This window comes from Phormidium pseudopriestleyi FRX01, from assembly GCF_017313335.1.
GTDB lineage: Bacteria > Cyanobacteriota > Cyanobacteriia > Cyanobacteriales > Laspinemataceae > Laspinema > Laspinema pseudopriestleyi.
On record NZ_JAFLQW010000064.1, the window covers coordinates 1 to 21,374 of the forward strand.

Annotated in this window: 17 protein-coding genes; 13 read left to right on the forward strand and 4 right to left on the reverse strand. The window is 45.6% G+C overall.

From position 1 onward, the window contains the following. The first annotated feature begins 587 nt into the window (after positions 1-587). Complete coding sequence (locus J0895_RS02675; protein WP_207086592.1) at positions 588-1,313, forward strand: PEP-CTERM sorting domain-containing protein; 726 nt, start codon at positions 588-590, stop codon at positions 1,311-1,313. Between the two features lie 131 nt (positions 1,314-1,444). Here J0895_RS02675 and J0895_RS02680 read toward each other — a convergent pair whose 3' ends face one another. From J0895_RS02680 to J0895_RS02695, 4 genes are all read right to left on the reverse strand, one after another. Further along, positions 1,445-3,703, reverse strand: a complete 2,259-nt coding sequence (locus J0895_RS02680) for a GumC family protein (protein WP_207086593.1) — start codon at positions 3,701-3,703, stop codon at positions 1,445-1,447. 68 nt (positions 3,704-3,771) lie between these two features. Then, on the reverse strand, positions 3,772-5,232 hold the full coding sequence (locus J0895_RS02685) for a polysaccharide biosynthesis/export family protein (protein ID WP_207086594.1): 1,461 nt from the start codon (positions 5,230-5,232) through the stop codon (positions 3,772-3,774). A 164-nt stretch (positions 5,233-5,396) separates the two neighbouring features. Continuing rightward, entirely contained in the window at positions 5,397-6,164 is a 768-nt protein-coding gene (locus J0895_RS02690; protein WP_207086595.1) for a class I SAM-dependent methyltransferase, read from the reverse strand. Positions 6,165-6,389: 225 nt separating this feature from the next. Then, complete coding sequence (locus J0895_RS02695) at positions 6,390-6,653, reverse strand: hypothetical protein (protein ID WP_207086596.1); 264 nt, start codon at positions 6,651-6,653, stop codon at positions 6,390-6,392. Positions 6,654-6,739: 86 nt separating this feature from the next. Between J0895_RS02695 and J0895_RS02700 the strand changes: the two genes are divergently transcribed. The 12 genes from J0895_RS02700 to J0895_RS02755 form a co-directional block, all read left to right on the forward strand. Next, a complete protein-coding gene (locus tag J0895_RS02700) occupies positions 6,740-8,197 on the forward strand; it encodes an O-antigen ligase family protein (RefSeq protein ID WP_207086597.1) in 1,458 nt (485 codons plus the stop codon). Between the two features lie 697 nt (positions 8,198-8,894). Continuing rightward, on the forward strand, positions 8,895-10,352 hold the full coding sequence (locus J0895_RS02705; protein WP_207086598.1) for a lipopolysaccharide biosynthesis protein: 1,458 nt from the start codon (positions 8,895-8,897) through the stop codon (positions 10,350-10,352). Between the two features lie 36 nt (positions 10,353-10,388). Next, a complete protein-coding gene (locus J0895_RS02710; protein ID WP_207086599.1) occupies positions 10,389-11,234 on the forward strand; it encodes a sulfotransferase family protein in 846 nt (281 codons plus the stop codon). A 61-nt stretch (positions 11,235-11,295) separates the two neighbouring features. Next, positions 11,296-12,540, forward strand: a complete 1,245-nt coding sequence (locus tag J0895_RS02715; protein WP_207086600.1) for a glycosyltransferase family 61 protein — start codon at positions 11,296-11,298, stop codon at positions 12,538-12,540. Between the two features lie 125 nt (positions 12,541-12,665). Further along, positions 12,666-13,610: a glycosyltransferase family 2 protein gene (locus tag J0895_RS02720; protein WP_207086601.1), complete on the forward strand. Its 945-nt coding sequence runs from the start codon at positions 12,666-12,668 to the stop codon at positions 13,608-13,610. 136 nt (positions 13,611-13,746) lie between these two features. Further along, a complete protein-coding gene (locus J0895_RS02725; protein ID WP_207086602.1) occupies positions 13,747-14,886 on the forward strand; it encodes a polysaccharide pyruvyl transferase family protein in 1,140 nt (379 codons plus the stop codon). Next, positions 14,883-16,136 (forward strand): glycosyltransferase family 4 protein, encoded by a 1,254-nt coding sequence (locus J0895_RS02730; RefSeq protein WP_207086603.1) that lies wholly within the window; start codon positions 14,883-14,885, stop codon positions 16,134-16,136. The genes J0895_RS02725 and J0895_RS02730 overlap by 4 nt, the downstream gene beginning before the upstream one ends. Positions 16,137-16,188: 52 nt before the next feature. Next, positions 16,189-16,914, forward strand: coding sequence for a glycosyltransferase family 2 protein (locus J0895_RS02735; RefSeq protein WP_340643434.1), 726 nt, complete (start codon positions 16,189-16,191; stop codon positions 16,912-16,914). 560 nt (positions 16,915-17,474) lie between these two features. Then, positions 17,475-18,590, forward strand: coding sequence for a glycosyltransferase (locus tag J0895_RS02740; RefSeq protein WP_207086604.1), 1,116 nt, complete (start codon positions 17,475-17,477; stop codon positions 18,588-18,590). A gap of 314 nt (positions 18,591-18,904) precedes the next feature. After that, the gene (locus tag J0895_RS02745; protein WP_207086605.1) at positions 18,905-19,594 is read left to right on the forward strand and encodes a methyltransferase domain-containing protein; all 690 of its coding nucleotides are present in this window, start codon (positions 18,905-18,907) and stop codon (positions 19,592-19,594) included. Between the two features lie 92 nt (positions 19,595-19,686). After that, positions 19,687-20,994 carry a GH39 family glycosyl hydrolase gene (locus J0895_RS02750; RefSeq protein ID WP_207086606.1) on the forward strand — a complete coding sequence of 436 codons (1,308 nt, stop codon included), beginning with the start codon at positions 19,687-19,689 and terminating at the stop codon, positions 20,992-20,994. A gap of 176 nt (positions 20,995-21,170) precedes the next feature. Beyond that, the coding region (locus J0895_RS02755) for a glycosyltransferase family 2 protein (protein ID WP_207086607.1) at positions 21,171-21,374 on the forward strand (204 nt) is incomplete at its 3' end.

Genomic DNA, 21,374 nt, shown 5'->3' on the forward strand with positions numbered 1-21,374 from the left:
AAGAAAGGGGGAACTGGGGGAGAATAGAGGTGGGGATGAAGTGGCGATCGGGCGATCGGTCTCCGTATTTTCTCCCATGTCCCCAATTGACAGCTTAGGGAAACCAGGGCAGAAAATGCCTCAATCGTCAAAATTCTGCCCACTTGCCGATCAAGATAAAGATCAGCATTCTGATTCGGGTGAGGTAGCTAGGCTCTCTGCAACGTTTAGAAATCAAATGGCCCTTTAGGTGAGGTGAGGATATTCTGCTTCGCAAACGCTTCGCGAACAGGTCCAACAAATAAATTTATCCTGGGATTTTATTTCTTTTCTATGAAAGTAAATTATCCCCCTTTAATTACTCCGTAATTCCACCTAGTTAAAGCGGGAATTTAAAGAGTTATTAAAGCTGTGATCTCGATCATAGAAGGAGCAAAGATTTCATGGCTTAATAGAAAGTAGGAAAGAAAAAAAGCTATCTTACTTGCCTGCCATCCCACTGGGGCAAGGGGCAAGCCATCATTCAAATAACAATACTTACTTAAAGAACCCTAACGGGTTAAGACATCAAGGGTAGAGCATCGTAAGAACAACTGAGGGCAAAAACAATGAACTTCCAACACAACTTTCTATATGTAGCAACAGCAACCACGCTTCTGGGCCTAGTCTCAGCAGCACCCGCCGCCGCTTTTACCTTCGGCAACAGTGGGATCCTGTTCGATACCGATACGACCGTTGACTTTGAGTTTCTACAATCCAACGGATGGTGGTTCGCCGATCTTGGGGTTGTAGATCTATCTACTGGATTAGAAACGTTTCTGATTTCTGAAACTCGGAATGTGGATCCTGGCAGCGGCATAACAAATGATAACCGGGGGACTGTAGGCACTATAAAAGCAGTCTTACCAGAGGATAGTTTTACCAGTTTCACCTTTAATCAGGAGACAGCGTATAGCTTTTTTCTAAAAAGCTACGAAAAAAATACCCAGGGGACTCGTGGAACTCACACAAAGACGGTCTATTCGACTAGCTTGCTAAATCCTGAGCGATGGAACACCCCGATAACCCTTACTAACAATAACTATGACGAGAGTCTAAATGGGAGAACGCTCAATGGTCGCGATCGCGTCTTGTTTGAGGGTAATTTGTTATCGGGTCTAACGTTATTTTTTGAGGATAACGGGATCGGCGGAGATAATGACTACGATGACTTTATAGTCTCAGCGAGAGTGGCGAAAGTATCCGTACCGGAACCGGCGACCGTGATAGGTTTAGGAATCGTATCAGGCGCAATGGCCTTGTCTCGTCGTCGTAAATCTAGTCCCGGGTGTTAGGTAGCAGTCTGGATGATATAACAGGTTCAGCAATGACCTTGGCCATAGCAACCTACTGTGAATAGAGAAATGACCTTAACCTAATAAATGCCGCTCATAATTGTGAGCGGCATTTATTAGGTTAGGTGTATTTAAGAAGAGGCGCGTTTAAGGTTATTGGCAACCACACCCAAAACTGGAGCGCCAGAAATTTTTAATTCTTCGAGAGCTTTGGAGATCGAAGCTCGATCAGTCTTAGCCAGTCCCACCACCAAGATTAGACCATCAGTTTGATCAGCAAGGATGCTGCCATCTGCAAGACCCACAATCGGTGGGGTGTCGTAGATAACCAAGTCAAAAAAGTCTTGAAATTGCTCCATGAGCGCGTGCATTTTTTTAGAAGAGAGGAGCTTAATCGGGTCATCAGGCACTGACCCAGAGGTCAACACAAACAGATTGTTCTGTCCCGATGGTCGCTGAATCAGATCATTGAGACTGATATCAGTGGAAATCGCATCGGTGAGTCCCTGAAAATTGGGGAGGTCTAGTCGGGTATGGAGGTGAGGAAATCGAAGATCTGCATCCACCAGCAACACTCGTTGACCGATCGCCGCTGCTGCTTCGGCCAGATGTAAAGCAACAGTAGACTTGCCATCTCCTGCTTCTGCCGAACCTATCACCAAGGAATGGATAGGGGAGTTAGAACTGAGCAAACGGATATTCGTGTGTAGAGATCGGAAACCTTCTACAAACGGTGAGCTGTTGTAACGGCCCGCAGCCGATAAGACAGTTCCAGTTCCTAAACGATTCCCTGATGTGTGGCGGGCCAAACTGACAAAAGCAGGTTCAGGAGAGAGTTTTTTGACTGGCTTGGCCAGCTTCTTGAGTTCTTTGGTGAAAGGAATCACCCCCAGGACAGGCAATTTTGTAGCCAAACGGATTTCCTTGGGGACATGGAAAACCGTATGCAACACCTCCACAAGAAAACAAACCCCTACTGCCAGCAGGATGCTTAAAATGACCGCTACGGCTAACTCGCGGCGTGTTTGAGTAACAGTAATAGAGATGGGATTACCTCTTGCATCCCGAGGAACTACCGGGGGATCGATCAGTTCCCAAGGTACGTCATTGCGAGCCGCATCCACACGCAAAGCTTCTCGTCTAGCTAAAAACTCCTGAAGGGTTTTTGTCGATACGTCAAGTTCACGGTTTAGGTCTGTATATTGGCGCGAAACTACTGGTAATTCTGTTAGGGTTTGAGTTAAAGTTTCTTCAGCTTCAGCGAAGGTTTGCTCCCGAGCCTCGATTTCTTCGATTTCGCTACCAACCTGCTCTACAATTGATTCAGCCGCTAGGCGCGATTGAAGGTATAAATTGTCGAGTTTTTCCCGCAATATCAAGATCGGTTCGCTGTCATCAAAAAATATAGCTGACTGGATGGCAAGCTCTCCTTCAAGCCTTTGAATCTGAGCGATTAAATTTTCATAAGCCTTTGCCTCTCGCGAGAGGATGGAGACGGGATGTTTTTCGAGCAACTGCTTTTGGAGGTTCTGGTACAGTGTTCGCTGTTGTTGTAGCTGTGCAGTCAGATCTAATCGCTGTCTTTGAATAATTAAACGGTGTTCGGAAAGATATCTATCAGCCAGATTGGGATCCATTAAGTTGTAGTTTTGGCGCAGCCGTTGCAAATCGCCTTGGAGAGTGTCAACTTTCTCCTGGAGTTCGGGGAGTTGCTCCTCAATAAACCGAATACCCTGCCGCAAACTGGCTAGGCGTTCTTCAACGCTGTATTCTAAATAAGTCTCTACTAATTGATTTAATACGGCTTCCACTTTTTTAGGATTTTCATCTTGGTAACTCACGACTAAAATTTTTGTGCCTTGCTCTTTGTTACCTTTTCCTACGGTGATCCGAGTCATTTCAATGTTCCTAACCACCGCTCCATATTGGATCTTAGGATACTCGGTTTGGAGCTTTGAGATCGCTGGCAACATCAGTTTTGGACTTCTTAGAACACGAATCAAAGTTTGGTAGTCTACCAAGCTAATTTCTTCAATTCTTGCGCGTTGAAGATCACCATCTCCCCCTGAACCTTGAGCCATCACATACTGCCGAGCTAACCGCCCTTCTGCTGTTACTGGCTCAACTAACAGCTTAAAAGAGCTTTTATACATAGGAATGATTTGACGAGAACCTCGGACAATGACTGCTCCTGCCATCACGCTCAAGGCGATCGCCACCAAGAGTATGATCGGGGTTCTTCTCCGGAAAACTGCAAACAGCCAAGCCACGTCAAATTTTTCTTCATCACTTTGCTCAATACTTTCGCTGTAGAGTGCAGGCAATGACCCGAGATGCGGTTTGCCAGTCTGCTTTGGGGAAAACTGCTGTAAATGTCTATCGTAATCCATAATTTGCACATGGTAGATTTTTACTTAAACTCCTGCCCCATCAAAAGTTCCCTGTTTTTTGTTGGGACTCATTGCCGCCGAGGCAGTCTTAGATACTCAAACAGTCCAAAAAAGTCAAAAATTCGCAGAAATCCAGAAGCATTTGAGCTAAACCCGGTTGCCGTATTGATGGTATCGCCAATTTTAACTAAACCAGAACGGTTGATCGCCACAACATCATTATCGCGCAGGATCGGATTGGATTGTTCGTTGATTCCGGCGTCGAGATTGACGTTGATGATGCGTTGCGATACCGTACCGTCCGGATTGAGGCGAAACAGTTCAACGGTATCCCGATTCGCCCGGTTGGGATCGAAGCCCCCCGCTGCTAGCAGAGCTTGATTTAATGGCGTGTTCGGTGGTAGCCTGAGACTTCCCGCGTTAACTGCCTCTCCAATTACATTCACGTCGATCGTTTCCGGAGAAAAGTTGGTTCTAGCTAGTATCGCTGCTTCAGTGGGATTAATTTCAGTGGCAGTGGGAATAAAAATGGTATCTCCGTTTTGCAGAATCGGGTCTTGAGTGAAATCACCGGTTTGCAAGAGTTGCCATAGATTGAGAGTTAGGATTTGGTCGCCGCCGGTGATGGTAGGTCGGCGTAACTGGATTTGACGAATATTTGCATCCGGTTTAATTCCCCCAGCGAGTTGGATGGCCCGGGTCGCCGTTGGGAGACCCGCCGCTCTGATCCCCTCTCCCGTCTCCGAACCGAGTACCGAGTAGGTACCGGGTCGCTCAACAGCTCCCACGACCGCCACCGTGCGCGGGAGTTCCGTATCTCTTGAAAAGCTTGTCGTTGCCAGTTGGCGGGTTTGTTCTAAGTTGATTTCGGGCGTAGTGGGAACGAAAATGGCATCTCCATCGCGCAAGGTAATATCTTGACCCCCATCCCCCGTTCGCAGCATCGCCCACAGATCGAGGGTATAAACTTCATCTTCACCCGCTCTCGAAAAGCGCCGGACTTGGACTTGACGAATATCAGCAGCCAGTGTCACCCCCTGAGCCTGTTCTAGCGCCTGCACTACCGTGGGGTATTGAACCCCGGGAATGTTCCCGGCTCCTGGGGTCAGGCGCATCAAGTAGGAACCCGGACGATTGACTTCTCCGGAGACCCAAATGTTGAGAGGACGAGGGGCCACAAGACTCACTGCAATTTGAGGACGTCTGAGAACTTGTCGATACGCTCCTTCGATCGCCCGACTTGCCTCTTCTAAAGTCAACCCCTCTACACTCACCGTACCAATTAGAGGTAAGTTGAGTCTGCCGTCTACGGGAATCTGATACTGACCGCTGTATTCCGGAAGTCCTAAAATATTGACGTTGACCAAATCTCCACCGCCTAGAGTGTAAGCGGGCGATGGTGGTAAAGGGGTAGCGTTTGGGATTTGCGCTCTGGGATTGTCTTCTGCGATCGGTTGCTGCGCTAAACTCGGATTGGGGTCAACCAGTGCCGACCCTGCCAATAGAACTATCCCCCAGACCGAGCGCATGATTTGCATCTGTAAATCTCTCGCCATTATCTATAGCAATCCTATATCAGTTGTGTCATGGATCCAAACCTGAAAGCCTTTGTAGTGCAAGCATCGAGATTCGCTAGTTTTGTTACAAATCATTTAGGATTGCTATATTGCTCTCCCGATTTTTTGTGTGGTTATTAAGGATTTTTGATGACCACCCCAATCATCATATTGCCCACCTTGCCGAACAATAAATCTAACAATAAATAACTTAGTTTTACAGCCTGTAAACCCGCCTGCTTGTTCCAGAGTTTCTTGGCAAATCTGGACATGACGATATTATGGTTCCATAATCGCAGTGCTTTGACGTAACAGGGAGATTGTAACAAATAACTCCGCGTCGCTTGTTCTAGCAAGAGTTCGTTCCAGCGAAAAACATAATTGACTGTACCGCCGTGGTCTTCCCATACAGTTCCTAGCAAATTCGCCACGATCCCGGCATGGGGTTCAATGACGATCGCTGCCTTTTTGGCAACCCGCAGCATTTCAGTAAGTCCGAGAACTGGACGCGGTAAGTGATGCAGACCATCCTGCACCAGCACTAAATCGTAGGAGCCATCAGCTACCTCTAATTTTTCGCCATTTAACACCTGCGTTTTCAAGCGCGGGTCCCTCACCTTACATACCTGGAGAGCATTTTCAGAGATATCAGACACTGTGACTGAACGAAATCCCATGTTGGCTAAAACCGTCCCTTCACCCCCTACACCTCCACAAAGGACTAAGACATCCCAGTCTGCTGGCGATGAGTTAGTCCTTTCCATCAAATGGTCAACTCCTATTTGCAGTCTTCTGTCAAGCAAGTATCGGGTTAAAGGATCTTTGCTATCCCAATGTTCCCAATTTTTTGAATGGGTGTAGATATTTTCAAAACTTTCTTTTTGTTGTTGTACGCCACTATTCATTACGCTCTTACCTCCCTACATTCAAATTCGTTGAATTGCCTCACCAAGAATTGCTTTATCTGGCTGCATTAGAAAGCCGAGCGCAGATGCTATCGATTCTGGTATTTTTGCTGAACCTGACATGGTTTAGTTTTGGGTGGCTCCTGGCTACTTCATCCCTACCAAGGAATTGAGGTCTGAGTGAACCTCTACTTTGCGCCACTGCCAATTCTGCCCTACTTTCCGCTAACTGTACTGCACCCTCACTTCACTATACCCCCATTTTGGGGGAGTTGCTCCCGTGCGGTTGATCGGTTTGAATCGTTTTGCAATCGGCTGGAGTGGGGATTGCAGGGTGCTGGCAACGGCGTGCGTGTTGCGATTTGATGCTAACCCCGATGCAGTCGCACCGACTGTAGGGGAGCGGACACAACTTCCAAAACACCACAGATCCAACCAACTTGCGCCCTGTGGAACTCGAAACCCATCTAATCTGCTTGCTGTCGTCATGTGATGGGCTTTTTTCCATCTTTAATTCTAACTGTTATACTGGAACTGGGAAACTCTGGCTGGGGGTGCTAAACCGCCAAAATCTGATGAAACAGTTGCTTCTAAATCCCGTTATTTTGCTTCTCGTCCTCTCTGTAGGTTCTATCTATCTACTGCTGTTGTTTAATACGGTTAGTTGGAGCAAGAAACTCGCTAATTTTTTTGAAGACGCTTTTGTTTTTATCTTTTTGTTTCAAATGCCTGGACTCAGTGTGGCTATTTTTCCGAAGATTCACCCGGCTGCTTTATATAACAGAGACAAAACGATTCCTTCTCTTGTTGCGCAAATCGCTTTATATGCAGCAGCGGTATTTATTTTGTCTCCTCAACTTCAAAAGAATTTGAAAGATATTGTTTACGCCGCCTCCGTAACTTTAGTTAAAAATAGTTTTTTATGGAGCTTTGTTTTAATCCTATTGCTATCCACCTCTTGGTCAGAGACTCCCGATTATACGTTAAGAACAGCTTTAGTATTTGGATTAATTACGCTTGTTTCGGCCTATATTGGCAAACAATATAGTTTTGAAAAACTCGATAAGATATTACGATGGAGTCTAGCTCTAAACGCGATTCTCAGTGCTTATTATGCTTTAGCCGTACCTTCTATAGGAATTAACACGACCAAAAATAGTTGGCAAGGGATCAACAGTCACGCAAATCCTTTTGCGGCATTGATGGCTTTAAGTTCGGCGTTGTGGCTGTTTGAAGCATTTAGCAATCCCAAACGTCGCTGGCTCTCAGTGGGGTTGACACTATTTTCACTCTACGCTCTCAACAGTGCAGAATCTGCCGGAGCCAAAGTGAATTTTCTAGGATTGACCTGCATTCTCTTGGCGGCTCGCTTTCTGAATCGTTTAAATTTTAGATGGGCGATGTTTGTCATCGTAATTTTTTTAGTATTCGGGATCGGTTTATCGATTGTTGTTACAGAAAATCTGGAAGCAATTGTCGTCGATGGGCTTGGCAAGGATTTAACCTTAACGGGTCGAACACCGCTTTGGGAATATTTGATAAAAGAAAAGATTGCATTGCGGCCCTGGTTAGGCTATGGATTTCATGGATTTTGGCAACCTTGGCGCGGCAGTGACAACCCAGCTGCTAACGCCCTCGATGGGAAGCTTTGGATGCCGTCAGGGGATGGCTTCTGGACACCACCTCACGCTCATAATGGCTTTATGGAGATTATCTTAGAGGTCGGGTGGGTGGGATTTGCCATATTTGCTCTATCTTTTATCACCACTTTAGTCGGTGCAGTCCGCTGTCTGGTTCAGAAGGATAGCGGATACAAAGCGATTGACTCGATTCTGCCAATGATTCTTTTTCTATATGTCATTTTCCCAAACCTGACAATTAGCCGTCTGACTGAACCGACCGAAATTTGGTGTTTTTACGTGATCATAGCAGTGGGAACAAGCCTCGACCCAATCAGGAAGCAATTAAACCAAAAAGAAAGAATGGATCCTACTTACTCACCTCTTCCAAGACGAAGGTCATTCCAGAGGTAAGGTTGAGAGGGAGCTTCCCTGGAAGTACCGGGAGAAGGAGAACTGTGAACGAGTCCGTCTTGATCCCAAGACAACGGTAGTTCTACGGATTGAAGTCTCTAAGGAATACTTACCCTGCATTTCCCTACATTGAATGGAGGTAGGCGCTCCATTCAATGTAGGGTTCGGGTCGGAGGTCTCCAGCAGCAATGGCGTTCGGGGTCGAGGAAAAATTTCAGGCATCATAACAGCTCCAGGCAGATCTAGGTAAAAAAATTATGTGAAGGTTTAATTTGTGGTTCAAGTAGATTAATATAGAGAACAGATGAAAAAACTCTAAGAAATATAGAGGAGCAGAAGAGCCGGTTCCCTTGGGAGAAAGTCAGGTTGCGTTGCCTGATTGGCGTGAACAGTCTCTACCGAAAGCTGCGTTTACCCATAAAAACCCGTTTAATTTTTGGTGCATTTAATGGTTACCGGGGTGGAATGAACCCTGTGGAAAAATTGCCTCGGCCACCGAGACCTAACTCTGTCTCAAGCCGATCAAGAAACAACAAGAAACTCCTACTTGAGTTTCCATAGATAAGTCTGCTAAACGTTACCCACCCATAGGGTTAGAAATCTAAAAAGTTTTGAAGTAAGGTTGCTAGATCCGCATCCCCGCTATATCATTTATTATAACCTTGATGGGGAGGCCCTCACCAACTTTGTGTCTGGAATGAACTTACGACAACAGGCCCTCAAAGGAGTTCTTTGGTCTGCCATCCAGAATTGGGGTACTCAAGTCATCTCCTTTCTGGTATTCTTTGTTCTGGCCCGCTTACTAGAACCGAAGGCATTCGGTTTGGTCGCCCTGGCTGGAGTGTTTTTCTCGTTTATGGAACTTTTTCTGGGGCAGGGATTTGCGAATGCCCTCGTCCAAAGAGATGAGCTAGAGCCAGAACATTTAGACACTGCATTTTGGATTAATCTGAGCATTGGTGGGATTCTGATGGCAATCGCCATTGCGTTTGCCGCGCCAATTGCCAACTGGTTCGATCAGCCTCAGTTAACACCGATCCTACAATGGATGTCACCAAGCTTTTTGTTGGCAGCCTTAAGCGATGTACAGCAGACCCTCTTTCGTCGGCAATTTGCCTTCAGAGCCTTATCCATGCGATCGCTCGTCGCGACCTTTATCGGAGGTCTAGTTGGTGTCATCATGGCGCTTCTTGGATTGGGGGTCTGGAGTCTGGTTGGGCAACGATTGAGCAACGCATTAGCGGGAGTTCTAGTTCTGTGGTGGGCCAGTGCGTGGCGACCGGGGTTGAAAGTATCTCTTAGGCACGCTAAAGAACTCTTTAGCTTTGGAATTAGTATCATGGGTTCCCAGCTCCTCACCTTCTTCGTCCTGCGTGCCGATGATTTTTTAGTGGGAAAATTTCTTGGGGCTGTAGAACTTGGGTATTATACGATCGCCTACCGCGTGCTACTGATGATCACCCAGCTACTTTACACCACCACAAACCAAGTCGTGCTGCCTACCTTTTCGAGACTTCAACAAGAACCCGAACGGATGCGACGGGGGCTTTATAACGCCACCCAGCTATCCAGCCTGATTTCATTGCCCCTATGCTTTGGTATGGCTGCATTAGCTCCCGAGCTGGTACTCGGCTTGTTTGGAGAGCAGTGGATCCCCAGTGTTACCACCATGCAAGTTTTGGCATTCGTTGGCCCGATGCAGTTAAGCCAAGGTATCGTCTCCAGTGCGATTACAGCCTTGGGCAAGCCAAACTGGAACCTAAAGGTCAATTTACTCAACGCCATAGCTAGTGTCGTAGCGTTTTCCCTCGCGGTGCAGTGGGGAATTGTAGCCGTAGCTGCGGGTCGGGTGGTTAGCGGGTATTTTGTGGCACCGATTCGGGTGGGGATGCTTCGTCGGCTGCTTTCTATCAAACTAACGACCTATTTCTACCAATTTGCTACACCGCTAGTAGCTTCCCTGGGAATGGTCGTCAGCATCATCGGTGCGAAATACCTTCTGATTGACTGGCTGAATTGGCAGGCGTTACTAGCAGTTTGCATAGTTCTGTCCGCAGGAGTTTACGGGCTAATTCTATGGCTTATAGATCCCCAGCTAGTTCGCCAAGCTTTGGAGATGGCCCGTTCAATCCTCTCCCGAAAAAAAAAGAAGTAATAAATAACCGTTTTTGTCTTTCTAATCAGTTTAATCATGGATAAAAACATTCAAGGCCGTATCTTTCTGGTAGGCTGTCCGAGATCGGGTACCACGTTATTGCAAAGCATGATAGCGGCACACACGAAGATTGCTTCTTTCCCGGAATCCCACTTTTTTGAACATCTCAATGCCTCTTGGCCTTGGGGTGTAGTGTTGGGAGTGGCTTCGCGCCGAGCGCAGTCTCAGTTCGATAAGTTTCTCAGAGTTATCAGTGAAGAAGAAATGCACCAATGCGTGCCACAAAAAGCGTGGTTTAGCCAGCAGTACGCCTCTGGATTTATCGAAGTCCTCGATACTGTTACCCAGAAGCAAGGCAAGAGCTTATGGCTGGAAAAAACTCCTCAACATATCCACCAGATCGCTACAATAGAAAAATTTGTCAAAAATGCTAAGTTTATCCACTTGATACGCAATGGGACTGACGTCGTATCCTCCCTATATGAGGCGTCACGAAAGCATCCAGAAAAAACCTGGGGTGGTCCTTGGGACATTGACAAATGCATCCAAACCTGGATCAAGGATGTAGAAGTTTCTCGTCGCCACCTAAATCAGTCAAATCATAGACTGGTCCGTTACGAAAATCTCGTACAAGATACTCAATCAGTCTTGAAAAAACTGTGTGAGTTCATGGGGGTAGAATTTGATGAAAAAATGCTTCAAGAGTATGGTGAAGCTGCAAAGCAGGTGGTCCGGGAACACGAGTGGGCCTGGAAAGCATCGGCAGGTGAGCCGATCCGAAATGCAAATGGCGAGAAATTTGCCAAGCTATTCGATGAAGGACAAAGAGAATACATTATCCAGGAAGTGTCGAAAGTCAATTTAGAAGAATTCGCACCTTAGCTAACTGATAGCTGAGTTTAATCGATTAGTTAAAACGGGAATGTAAAGGAAAAAATGGACTATGCATAATAAAGCTGGACTTAAATCGGGGCTACGTTCTTATTGGCAGATGCTCCGTAATTTTGCCAGAACCTTGAAAAAATATTGGGGTAAACCCCTTAGAATATTGCCTCTTAGTTCCGAAATAATCGGACCTCCTAAAGGATTTTATGTGTCTACCTGGGACTGGGTCATTAAATCAGAAAAAAACCTAGATAAAATTCCAGAAAGATACCAAGAAATATATCCAAAATCTTGGGTTTACCGTTCTGAACCTAAAACAGTGGATGACACGATTCACTGGAAGTTCCCGCAGCAATATCAACGGGAAGCACCTGATGCATTTGTAGTGGTGATTAAAGAGGGACGGGTATGGGGTGAAGGCGGTACAGTCATTACTCCGGATGATCGAGTTTTAGTCGATATTTCCAAAGAAATTGGTCGGTCGAATGAGAACCATTCAATATTTTCCCAATGGAAATTACCCTCAGTTGAGAAAATAGATGGGACAGTAGGACTGTTATCAGCTCCTTTGGGTCAAGTTTACTTTCATTGGATGTTGAACGTATTACCTCGACTTGATTTGTTGCGGAAAGGACCTGGTAGCTTTGATGAAATAGATAAATTTTTAGTGAATGGAATCTCTCATCCTTTCGAAAGAGAGACGTTGATTCACTTAGGAATTCCGGAGAGCAAAATAATAGAAAGTAATCGCTATCCTCATATCAAAGCTCAAACTTTGTTGGTTCCGTCAATTCCCGGAAAACCGGGAAATGTGATCCCACTTTGGACCTGTGAGTTTTTGAGAAAGGAGTTTTTAGATGAAACTCTTTTAGAGGACTCTACTCGTCCAGAACGGCTTTATATCACTCGAAGTAAAGCAACACATAGAAGAGTTATTAATGAAACGGAGATAGTGGCTTATTTAAAAAATCATGAATTTCAGACGGTCGAATTAGAGTCTATTCCCCTGAGCGAGCAAATTTTATTATTTTCATTGGCTAAAGTAATTGTAGCACCTCATGGGGGTGGGCTAACAAATGTTGTATTTTGTAAACCAGGGACAAAAATTATAGAATTATTCTCCCCCAATTATGTCAATGGTTGTTTTTGGACAATTAGTAATCATCTTGGTTTAGATTACTATTATGCAACGGGCAAAGGAAAAACCCCGCCAACAAATTTCGATCCTCATAAAATTGAGGAAGATATTGAAATCGAACTGAGTTCACTGAAAATGTTGATTGAGGTGGTAGGACTTAGGTAAATCCCCTAAGAAAGCAGTAAGTGATTGCTGAGTTCCCCCCAGGTTTTAAATTTTTTCCAAAGAATAAGCTATTCTTGAATAATCTTAACTACTTTATAAGAAATTGCGCTCAAGGAAAAGTTGAAATGGCTGATTTGCAATTAAAAACTCCCGTTGCTTTTATTATTTTTAATCGACCCGATACAACTGCAAGAGTCTTTGAGGCGATTCGCCAAGCTAAACCGCCCCAGCTGCTCGTGGTTGCTGACGGCCCTCGTGAAAATAGACCGGGGGAAGCCGAAAAATGCGCTGCCACTCGCGCAATAATCGATCTCGTAGACTGGGAGTGCGAAGTTCTCAAAAATTATTCCGAAACCAATTTAGGGTGCAAGCGCCGAGTTTCTAGTGGGATCGATTGGGTCTTCCAAACCGTTGAGGAAGCCATCATTGTTGAGGATGACTGCCTGCCTCAACCCGAATTTTTCCCCTACTGCGATGAACTGCTTGAGCGATACCGACAGGATACCCGAGTCATGCATATCGCGGGTAGCAATTTCGGCATTATTGGTAAAAATCCCTACGCAAGCTACTATTTTTCCAGGCGCACTCATATTTGGGGATGGGCCACTTGGCGTCGCGCTTGGCAGCACTACGATGTCAACATGAGTTTATGGCCCGAACTGAAACAACAAAATCGACTGCTCGAAATCGTCGGCAATAAACCTGAAGCTGACCAAAAAACTGAAATTTTTGATAAAGTCTATGGTGGAGAGGTGGATACATGGGATTATCAATGGCATTTCACATGCTTGTGGAATGGAAATTATACCATTATTCCCAATACCAATATGGTAGAAAATATCGGATTTCAAAAAGATGCTTCAACTCATACTACAGCACCCCCCGGTGATTTTGGGGATCTGAAAGTCGAAAAATTACAGTTTCCCCTCATTCATCCTCAATTTTTTATTAGAGAAGATGAGGCCGATACTTTATATTTTAATAAGATGCACAACCCGACGGTAATAACCAAAATCAAAAAGAGGATTAATAAACTTTCTCAAAAAATAAATCAATCAGCGAATCAATAGAACTCCTATTGATTAAATGAATTAGTCAAGTTTAAATCAAAAAATGTAAGGAGCAGCCACCTGACTAGACTAAAAAGGAACTTGATGTCAGTTGGGGTCATTACAGCGGGTAAATAGTTGTCAAATAAGGAGAGATATGAACTTTCTGATTGTTGGGGCTAACTTCTATAACAAAGGCGCTCAGTTAATGTTGCTGAGTGCGATCAAATCTCTAAAGCAGCGATATCCAGATAGCCGGATTTGTGTCAGTCCGACGATTGGAACAAAGGAGCAAATAGATAGCTTGGGGGTAGAAATTTTAGACTATCCCCTGTTTCATGTGGGCGCGGGTAAAACGTTTGAGCGTTACTTCAAGTTTGGGAAGGTTCTGCGATTTCTCCGGAACGATCCCAATGGGACAATAAAATGGGAAAATGTAGACGTAATTTTTGACATTTCCGGTTTTGCATTTTCAGATCAATGGGGGGTGAGTCCCGTAAAAAATCTTAATACTTTTTTAGAGGGGGCGCTTAAAAATAATACTAAATATATTTTGATGCCACAAGCATTTGGCCCATTTGAAGGGGAAGGCATGAAAAAATATATGACAGAGGTATTGCAGAAAGCGGATTTGGTGTTTCCCCGCGACCGGGTCTCTTACGAGTATGTTAGTTGTCTAGTGAATGACCCAGATAAGATTAAAATTGCTCCGGATATTACTTTAACCTATGGGGGAAAAAGTAAGGAGCTAGGGAACTATTGCTGTGCGATTCCGAATGGCCGGATTTTAGATCAAGGAGCAGAAGAGTGGGCAATGGAATACGAAAAACTGCTGAATGAGGCGATCGCAAAAATATGTAGCCAGACGGATTTGGAAGTGAAGGTCCTGATCCATGATACGGGAAAGATAGATTCAGATCTCGCCCAAAAACTTGTGGAAAAAAATGATAGCGATCACGTAAAAATTGTAACTGAAGAAGATGCGCTAAAACTGAAAGAAGCTATCTCTCAGAGCCAGTTTGTGATCGGGTCACGCTTCCATTCCCTAGCCTCTGCTTTATCGTCAAATGTCCCCTCAATCGCCTTGGGATGGTCTCATAAATACACGATGTTGTTTGACAATTATGGAGTAGCTGAATATTCCTTTCTAGCACCGGGTCCTAAAATTATGGAGCGTCTCGATACACTTCTAAATCCTGGGGAGCGAGCGGCGATTCGCTCTAAATTGGAGCAGGTAAACGAAACGGTGAAAGCCGAGTCGGAAAAAATGTGGGCAGAGATCGGAGCAAAACTATGAAAATTTTACATTTAAGTCAATCCGACATAGAAGGCGGTGCCGCTAGAGGGGCCTATTGGTTGCACAATGCCCTGCAACAAGCGGGGGTGGAATCCCAAATGCTGGTGGCTTCTAAAGATAGTCACGATCCCGCTGTCGTCGGTCCATCAGGAAAAGTCAGGAAAGGATTGCAAGAACTGCGCTGCAAAATCGATAGTTTTCCGCTGTCTTTTTATCCAGACAGAGAGCCTCTATTCTCTCTGTCTTGGCTCCCTAATAATACCCATGAACAAGTTAATAATATTGATCCCGATATTATTAACCTACACTGGTTAGGCTTGGCTTTTTTAACACCCGAAAGTTTAGCCAAATTTAACAAACCAATTGTCTGGACATTGCGGGATATGTGGGCATTTACTGGGGGGTGTCATTATACAGAAAATTGTGAAAACTACCTAACTCACTGTGGCGCTTGTCCTGCTTTAAAATCTAATAAACCGGACGATATTTCTCAGAAATTTTGGAAAAGAAAGTTTAAAGCGTGGCACGAACTCAATTTTACAGTTGTGACAATTAGTCATTGGTTGGCAGATTGTGCGAAAGAAAGCAGCATTCTCAAGAACAAAAAAATCCAAGTCATTCATAATGCGTTGGATGAATCAAAATATAAGCCTATGCCGAAAAAAATCGTCAGGGATATACTCGGCTTAAATCCGGAGAAAAAAATTGTTTTGTTTGGGGCAGTTAATGCTACTTCAGAAAAGAGAAAGGGATTTCAATATTTAGTACCCGCCCTGAATAAACTGGCACTTAGCGGTCTGAGCGAAAACATCGAATTGGTGGTTTTCGGGGCCTCAAAACCCAAAAATCCTCCCGATTTAGGGATGAACGTAACTTATATGGGATGGCTGAACGATGACATCTCGTTGGCGATCCTTTATGCAGCGGCTGACGTGATGATCGTGCCTTCACTGCAAGAAGCGTTCGGAAAAACGGCGATGGAATCGTTAGCTTGCGGGACACCAGTGGTGTCTTTTGATTCGACCGGGTTAAAAGATATTGTGGAACATCAGAAAAACGGCTATCGCGCTGAGTGTTTTAGTGCTGAGGATTTAGCAAATGGAATTCGCTGGGTTTTAGAGGATGAAGAACGTTGGCAAGGTTTGTCCCATCGAAGCCGAGAAAAAGTTGAGCAAGAATTTACCCTGAAAGTGCAAGCCCGGAATTATTTGAATCTTTATGAAGAGATTTTGCAATCTTCTAGGGACTGAAGCTAGGGGATGATAGGAGTGGTTGTATGTTCAATACCAGAGGTTCCGATAGATGGAAAGAAAGACTATAGCAGCGATCGCCACTTGTCACAACCGCAAGGATAAAACTTTGGCAAGTCTGGACGCGCTGTTCAAGCAAAAACTCTCCGATGATGTGCAGCTTGATGTTTACCTCGTAGATGATGGCAGCATTGACGGCACGACCGAGGCGGTTTTACAAACTTATCCTCAAGTCAAGATGATCTCGGGGGATGGCAGCTTATTTTGGAATGGCGGGATGCGTGTCGCCTTTGGGGAAGCGCTCAAAGCGTATCCCGACTACTATCTTTGGTTTAATGACGATACGGATCTTTACCCCAATGCGGTGGCAAAATTGCTCTCCACCTACCAGAGTTTAAGCGATCGCGGCGAAGGGGAAAGCATAGTTGTTGGTGCTACCTGTGACCCGGAAACCGGAAAGTTGACCTATGGTGGGATGGTGCAAAGTAGCTGGTGGCATCCCCTGAAATTTCAGTTGCTCCAACCCACTCAAGACCCTCAACCTTGCCATACAATGAACGGTAACTGTGTGCTGATCCCGCAAAAAGTGGCACGGTTAGGGGGGCAACCTAGATCCCAATTTCATCCACAGTACCGGAGATCTGGACTATGGACTACGGGTGAGACAAGTTGGAGGAGCAGTCTGGTTGGTCCCCGACTATATCGGCACCTGCGCCACCCATGCGCAACAGGAAGACTATTGGGAGAATCCACACCTGACATGGCGCGATCGCTTTAAAAAAGCAACCCAAGCAAAAGGTTTACCGCCGAGAGAGTGGAAAGTTTTTGCCCAACGTCATGCGGGGCCGTTCTGGCTATTTTATTGGGGGTTGCCCTATATCCGATTGCTGTTCGCGGCTATCCGTGGGGGGAAAATGGGCAGTCAAATCAATACCTAATTCAGAGCGGTTGTTTCCCTCAACCGATTCAGGAACATCTCGCCATTCCGGATCTATAGCGTTCCTTGCAGGATTTGTGCCCAAACTCGCTTGGGTTGGAGCCTACATTCCGCAGGTTAGATAGGGTATTAACGACTTTAGGACGTTTGAGCCTCTATCGAAGGCCCTCATCTAACCTTTATTAAAAATCACCTGAATAAGGTCCCCAAATTTTTTCTGAGGGGTTTAAGGTCATAATGCTGATGGAGTTAATACTTCAGGTTTTAAAGGCCCAAAAATCTATTGAGAATAGAAATAGACCTGATCCATATAGGTTACAGATCTTCAGAGTGGTCAAGACAGTAGAAAAGGGTTTCGAGAGTAGGGGGAAACATGGGGAGTCAAATCGATGCTTAGACGAGTGGCTTTGTTAACAAACTTTATTCCACCGTATCGGTTGCCGCTTTACAAGGCGATCGCCGATCGCATTCCGGACTTTCAAGTATTCATCAGCACCCCGATGGAAGCCAATCGCAGTTGGACCCCTAACTGGGATGGATTGAACGTTACCATACAAAAAAACTTGACCCTCCAGCGGAGTTGGAAGCATCCACATGGGTTCTCTGAAAATTTGTACGTTCACATTCCCTACGATACCCTTTGGTCCTTGCGGCAGTACCGTCCCGATGTGGTCATTTCAGGAGAAATGGGGATGAGAACCGCTCAAGCCCTGCTGTATCGTAAGTTAAATCCCAATAGCCGGATGATTCTGTGGGCCACGGTGTCTGAGTATAGCGAACTGGGTCGGGGAAAGTTGCGAGAACAATTGCGGCGGGCTCTAGTTCCCCAGGCGGATGCGCTGCTGGTGAATGGACAAAGTGGGGCGCGCTATGTCCGCCAGTTTGGAGTCGGTGACCCGAGCATTTTTTTCGCCCCGTACACGACGAATATTGACCCCTTTCTCGCCGTTCCCCTTTCCAGAACGCCGTTGGATGCCTACCGACTGTTGTATGTGGGGCAGTTGGTAGAGCGTAAGGGGATCGAACCCTTTTTGTCTACCCTGGAACGCTGGGCAAAGGCGCATCCAGAAAGGACCTTAGAATTTTGGCTGGTGGGAGACGGGCCATTGAGGAGCAGCTTGGAGCAACAAGTGTATTCGTCTAATTTAAGACTGCGATTTTTGGGGAATGTGGAGTACGGAAAGCTGCCGGAGGTTTACGCACAGGGGGGGATTTTTGCCTTTCCGACTTTAGCCGATGAGTGGGGTTTGGTGGCAAATGAGGCGATGGCAGCGGGGTTGCCGGTATTGGGGAGTTCCTACAGCCAATCTGTAGAAGAATTAGTGGTGGATGGGGAAACGGGTTGGCAGTTTCGTCCGGATGAACCGGAGGAAATGTACTCGGCACTGGACCGATCGCTGTCAATGCCCCTTGCACAGTTGGAACGCATGAGGACTAAAGCCCGCGATCGCATCCAATACTTAACTCCAGATTTCGTGGCCGATAACATCCTCAAAGCGATTCAATCGGTTTTCTAATGGGGTCTTGAATCCGCTCGCCTTGTCCCTTAACCAGAATACGAGATTCTGGCTTCTTCGGTTATCTCATATTCAGGGTTTACTGTAGCTCCTCAAAATCAGCAATTTTTGAGTATAAAGACTGCGTGCATACTCTCTTGACAAAATAGTGGGTTCCGGCTAAAATTATTAAATTAATATTGATGCTAGGTCTTCTGTATTTATCTAAATCAATCATCATTTAATCCCACCAAAAAGATGACTTAAAAAAAATAATGCTGGTTTTAGCAGAGTTGATGGGAAAAGAATCAGAACATTGAATTGGAGCATAACCCATGAATATTCATCAAATCTATCGTCCAATTTTAACTTATTTCCGGAAAAAAAGGCTAAAAAAATTTTATAGTTTTTTTCAAATTACTGAACAAAGCAAATTATTAGATATAGGAGGAGATCTGTTTTTCTGGGAGTTAGCCAAAAAGGAAGGCTACTCTTTACCCAAGATTACCATTGTGAATCTGTATCCTAGTAACCGTGAGTTGCCTGAAAATATCGATTGGGTGGTAGCTGATGGAAAAAAACTACCGTTTGACGATTTATCATTTGACATTGCTTTCTCGAATTCCGTTATCGAACACGTAGGGAGCTGGGAATCTCAAGTAGATTTTGCCAAGGAAATTAAAAGAATATCCCATCAATATTTTATACAAACTCCCAGTCAATCTTTCCCTGTAGAGCCGCACTTGCTAACTCCTTTCATCCATTGGCTTCCGAAAAAAGCCCAGCGACCCTTACTCCGAAATTTTACCGTATGGGGGTTACTAACTCGTCCTAATCAAGACTATTGTGACAACTTGTTAGCGGAGCTACAGTTATTAAAGAAAAAACAGATGGAAGAACTTTTCCCCGAGGGTAAAATTCTGGTCGAAAAATCCTTGGGATTGGAAAAATCGTTAATTGCGATCAAATCATCCTATAAGGATCTATCAAAGATGGGCAATCACAAGACGACCGCTCCGGCTTAAGTCCGATCAAAAAACTTGGGACCTTTCAAGTAGTCGCGATCGCCGTCATCTTTATTTAATGACCACAGATTATTAACCTAGGGAAAATGCTTTTGAATCGAATTCAGCGCCCGGTCCTTACGTTTCTACTGTTCCTCTGTTTAGCCACTGGAATGGTGGTAGGTTTCAATAGCATTTCAGTAGAGGGGGGGGTCAATTTGGGGCAACCGGAGACCGAGATTCCTGCGACCCTGTTTGGGATGCACCTGCATCATGTGGCCACTACCCCGACATATCGCACAGATCCACCGATTACTCAACTAACCCCTTGGCCTTCTGTTCCCATCCCGACTTGGCGCTTGGTGGCGGCTTATGTGGAGTGGTTTGCCTTAGAACGCCAGAAAGGTGAATGGAATTTTGAAATTTTGGACAAATCGTTGGAGTTAGCGGAAACACATCAGGTAGAACCCTTGATGTACCTTGGCTTTTCCCCAAGGTGGGCTTCACAACGCCCCGAGGAGCCATCGGCTTATGGCCCAGGTAAAGCAGCTCCTCCCCAAAATATAGAGGACTGGCGCAACTACGTTCGCACCGTAGCGACACGCTACAAGGGAAGGATCCACTACTACGAGCTATGGAACGAACCCAATGGTTACAAGCGTTTCTACACGGGTACGATAGCAGAAATGTTGGAGCTATCCCGAGAAGCTTACCAAATTCTCAAGGAAGTCGATCCAACAATAACGGTAGTTTCTCCATCGGCAACGGGGGACTGGGGTAGTTCTCCCGGGGTTGAGTGGCTGGAGGAATTTCTGCGTCAAGGGGGAGGGGACTATGCGGATGTCATTGGGTATCATTTTTATGTGATGCCCGGGCCTCCCGAAAACATGATGCCGTTGATTCAAAAAGTGCAAGCGGTGATGGCGAAGTACGGACAGAATCATAAGCCACTTTGGAATACGGAGTCTGGTTGGTTAGGCGATCAAGCTTTTTCTTCTGAGGACAAAGCAGCTGCTTATGTTGCCCGCTCTTACGTTTTGAATTGGGCAGCTGGTGTGCAGCGTCTGTACTGGTATGATTGGGATTCGAGTTCGGGAGTAAAGATCCACTTAACCCACTCGGATCAGGAAACCCTGACACCGGCTGGGGTTGCCTATGCTGAAGTGCAAAAATGGCTGGTAGGGGCGCATATGAGGTCCTGCGAATCACTGTCGGATAAAACCTGGATTTGCTCGTTGGAGCGCGATCGCGGCGAGACAGCTTGGATTGTTTGGAATCCCGATCGCCAGTTGCGCTTTCGAGTGCCGGAAGAGTGGGGGGTGAATCAGGTGTGGAATCTGGCGGGTGATCAGCAGTTACTATCGGGAAATCAGATAGAAATTGGTGAATCACCCTTATTATTGAAGTATTCCAACCGGTGATTTTAAGTTCTCCAAACGATTTAGACAGTAGCGCCGGAGACGAACATCCGTTATTAGTAGGATTCAAGGGCATATCCCTCAGAAATTGGTTCTGGGGATGCCGATGAAAAATACGAACATTTCAACAGTATCCGTCGCGATCGCCACTTATTAAGCCTCAGTTAAGGACAACTGTCATGAACCCTCAAACCATCGCAGTGATTATGACTTGCTATAACCGTCGGGAAAAAACCTTGGCGAGTCTAGCTGCACTTTTTAATCAAAAACTACCTCCGAACGTGATACTAAGCGTTTATTTGGTCGATGATGGGAGCACTGATAACACATCTGAAGTCGTAAAAGAAAAGTACCCGGCTGTTCATTTGCTTCAGGGAAATGGG

Excerpts from the sequence above, each read along its gene's own strand:
- J0895_RS02745 (WP_207086605.1), top strand. The coding sequence starts at position 18,905 with ATGAATATTCATCAAATCTATCGTCCAATTTTAACTTATTTCCGGAAA.
- J0895_RS02725 (WP_207086602.1), top strand. The coding sequence starts at position 13,747 with ATGAACTTTCTGATTGTTGGGGCTAACTTCTATAACAAAGGCGCTCAG.
- J0895_RS02675 (WP_207086592.1), top strand. The coding sequence starts at position 588 with ATGAACTTCCAACACAACTTTCTATATGTAGCAACAGCAACCACGCTT.
- J0895_RS02710 (WP_207086599.1), top strand. The coding sequence starts at position 10,389 with ATGGATAAAAACATTCAAGGCCGTATCTTTCTGGTAGGCTGTCCGAGA.
- J0895_RS02690 (WP_207086595.1), bottom strand. The coding sequence starts at position 6,164 with ATGAATAGTGGCGTACAACAACAAAAAGAAAGTTTTGAAAATATCTAC.
- J0895_RS02715 (WP_207086600.1), top strand. The coding sequence starts at position 11,296 with ATGCATAATAAAGCTGGACTTAAATCGGGGCTACGTTCTTATTGGCAG.
- J0895_RS02735 (WP_340643434.1), top strand. The coding sequence starts at position 16,189 with ATGGAAAGAAAGACTATAGCAGCGATCGCCACTTGTCACAACCGCAAG.
- J0895_RS02695 (WP_207086596.1), bottom strand. The coding sequence starts at position 6,653 with ATGACGACAGCAAGCAGATTAGATGGGTTTCGAGTTCCACAGGGCGCA.
- J0895_RS02685 (WP_207086594.1), bottom strand. The coding sequence starts at position 5,232 with ATGCGCTCGGTCTGGGGGATAGTTCTATTGGCAGGGTCGGCACTGGTT.
- J0895_RS02705 (WP_207086598.1), top strand. The coding sequence starts at position 8,895 with ATGAACTTACGACAACAGGCCCTCAAAGGAGTTCTTTGGTCTGCCATC.
- J0895_RS02680 (WP_207086593.1), bottom strand. The coding sequence starts at position 3,703 with ATGGATTACGATAGACATTTACAGCAGTTTTCCCCAAAGCAGACTGGC.
- J0895_RS02730 (WP_207086603.1), top strand. The coding sequence starts at position 14,883 with ATGAAAATTTTACATTTAAGTCAATCCGACATAGAAGGCGGTGCCGCT.
- J0895_RS02720 (WP_207086601.1), top strand. The coding sequence starts at position 12,666 with ATGGCTGATTTGCAATTAAAAACTCCCGTTGCTTTTATTATTTTTAAT.
- J0895_RS02700 (WP_207086597.1), top strand. The coding sequence starts at position 6,740 with ATGAAACAGTTGCTTCTAAATCCCGTTATTTTGCTTCTCGTCCTCTCT.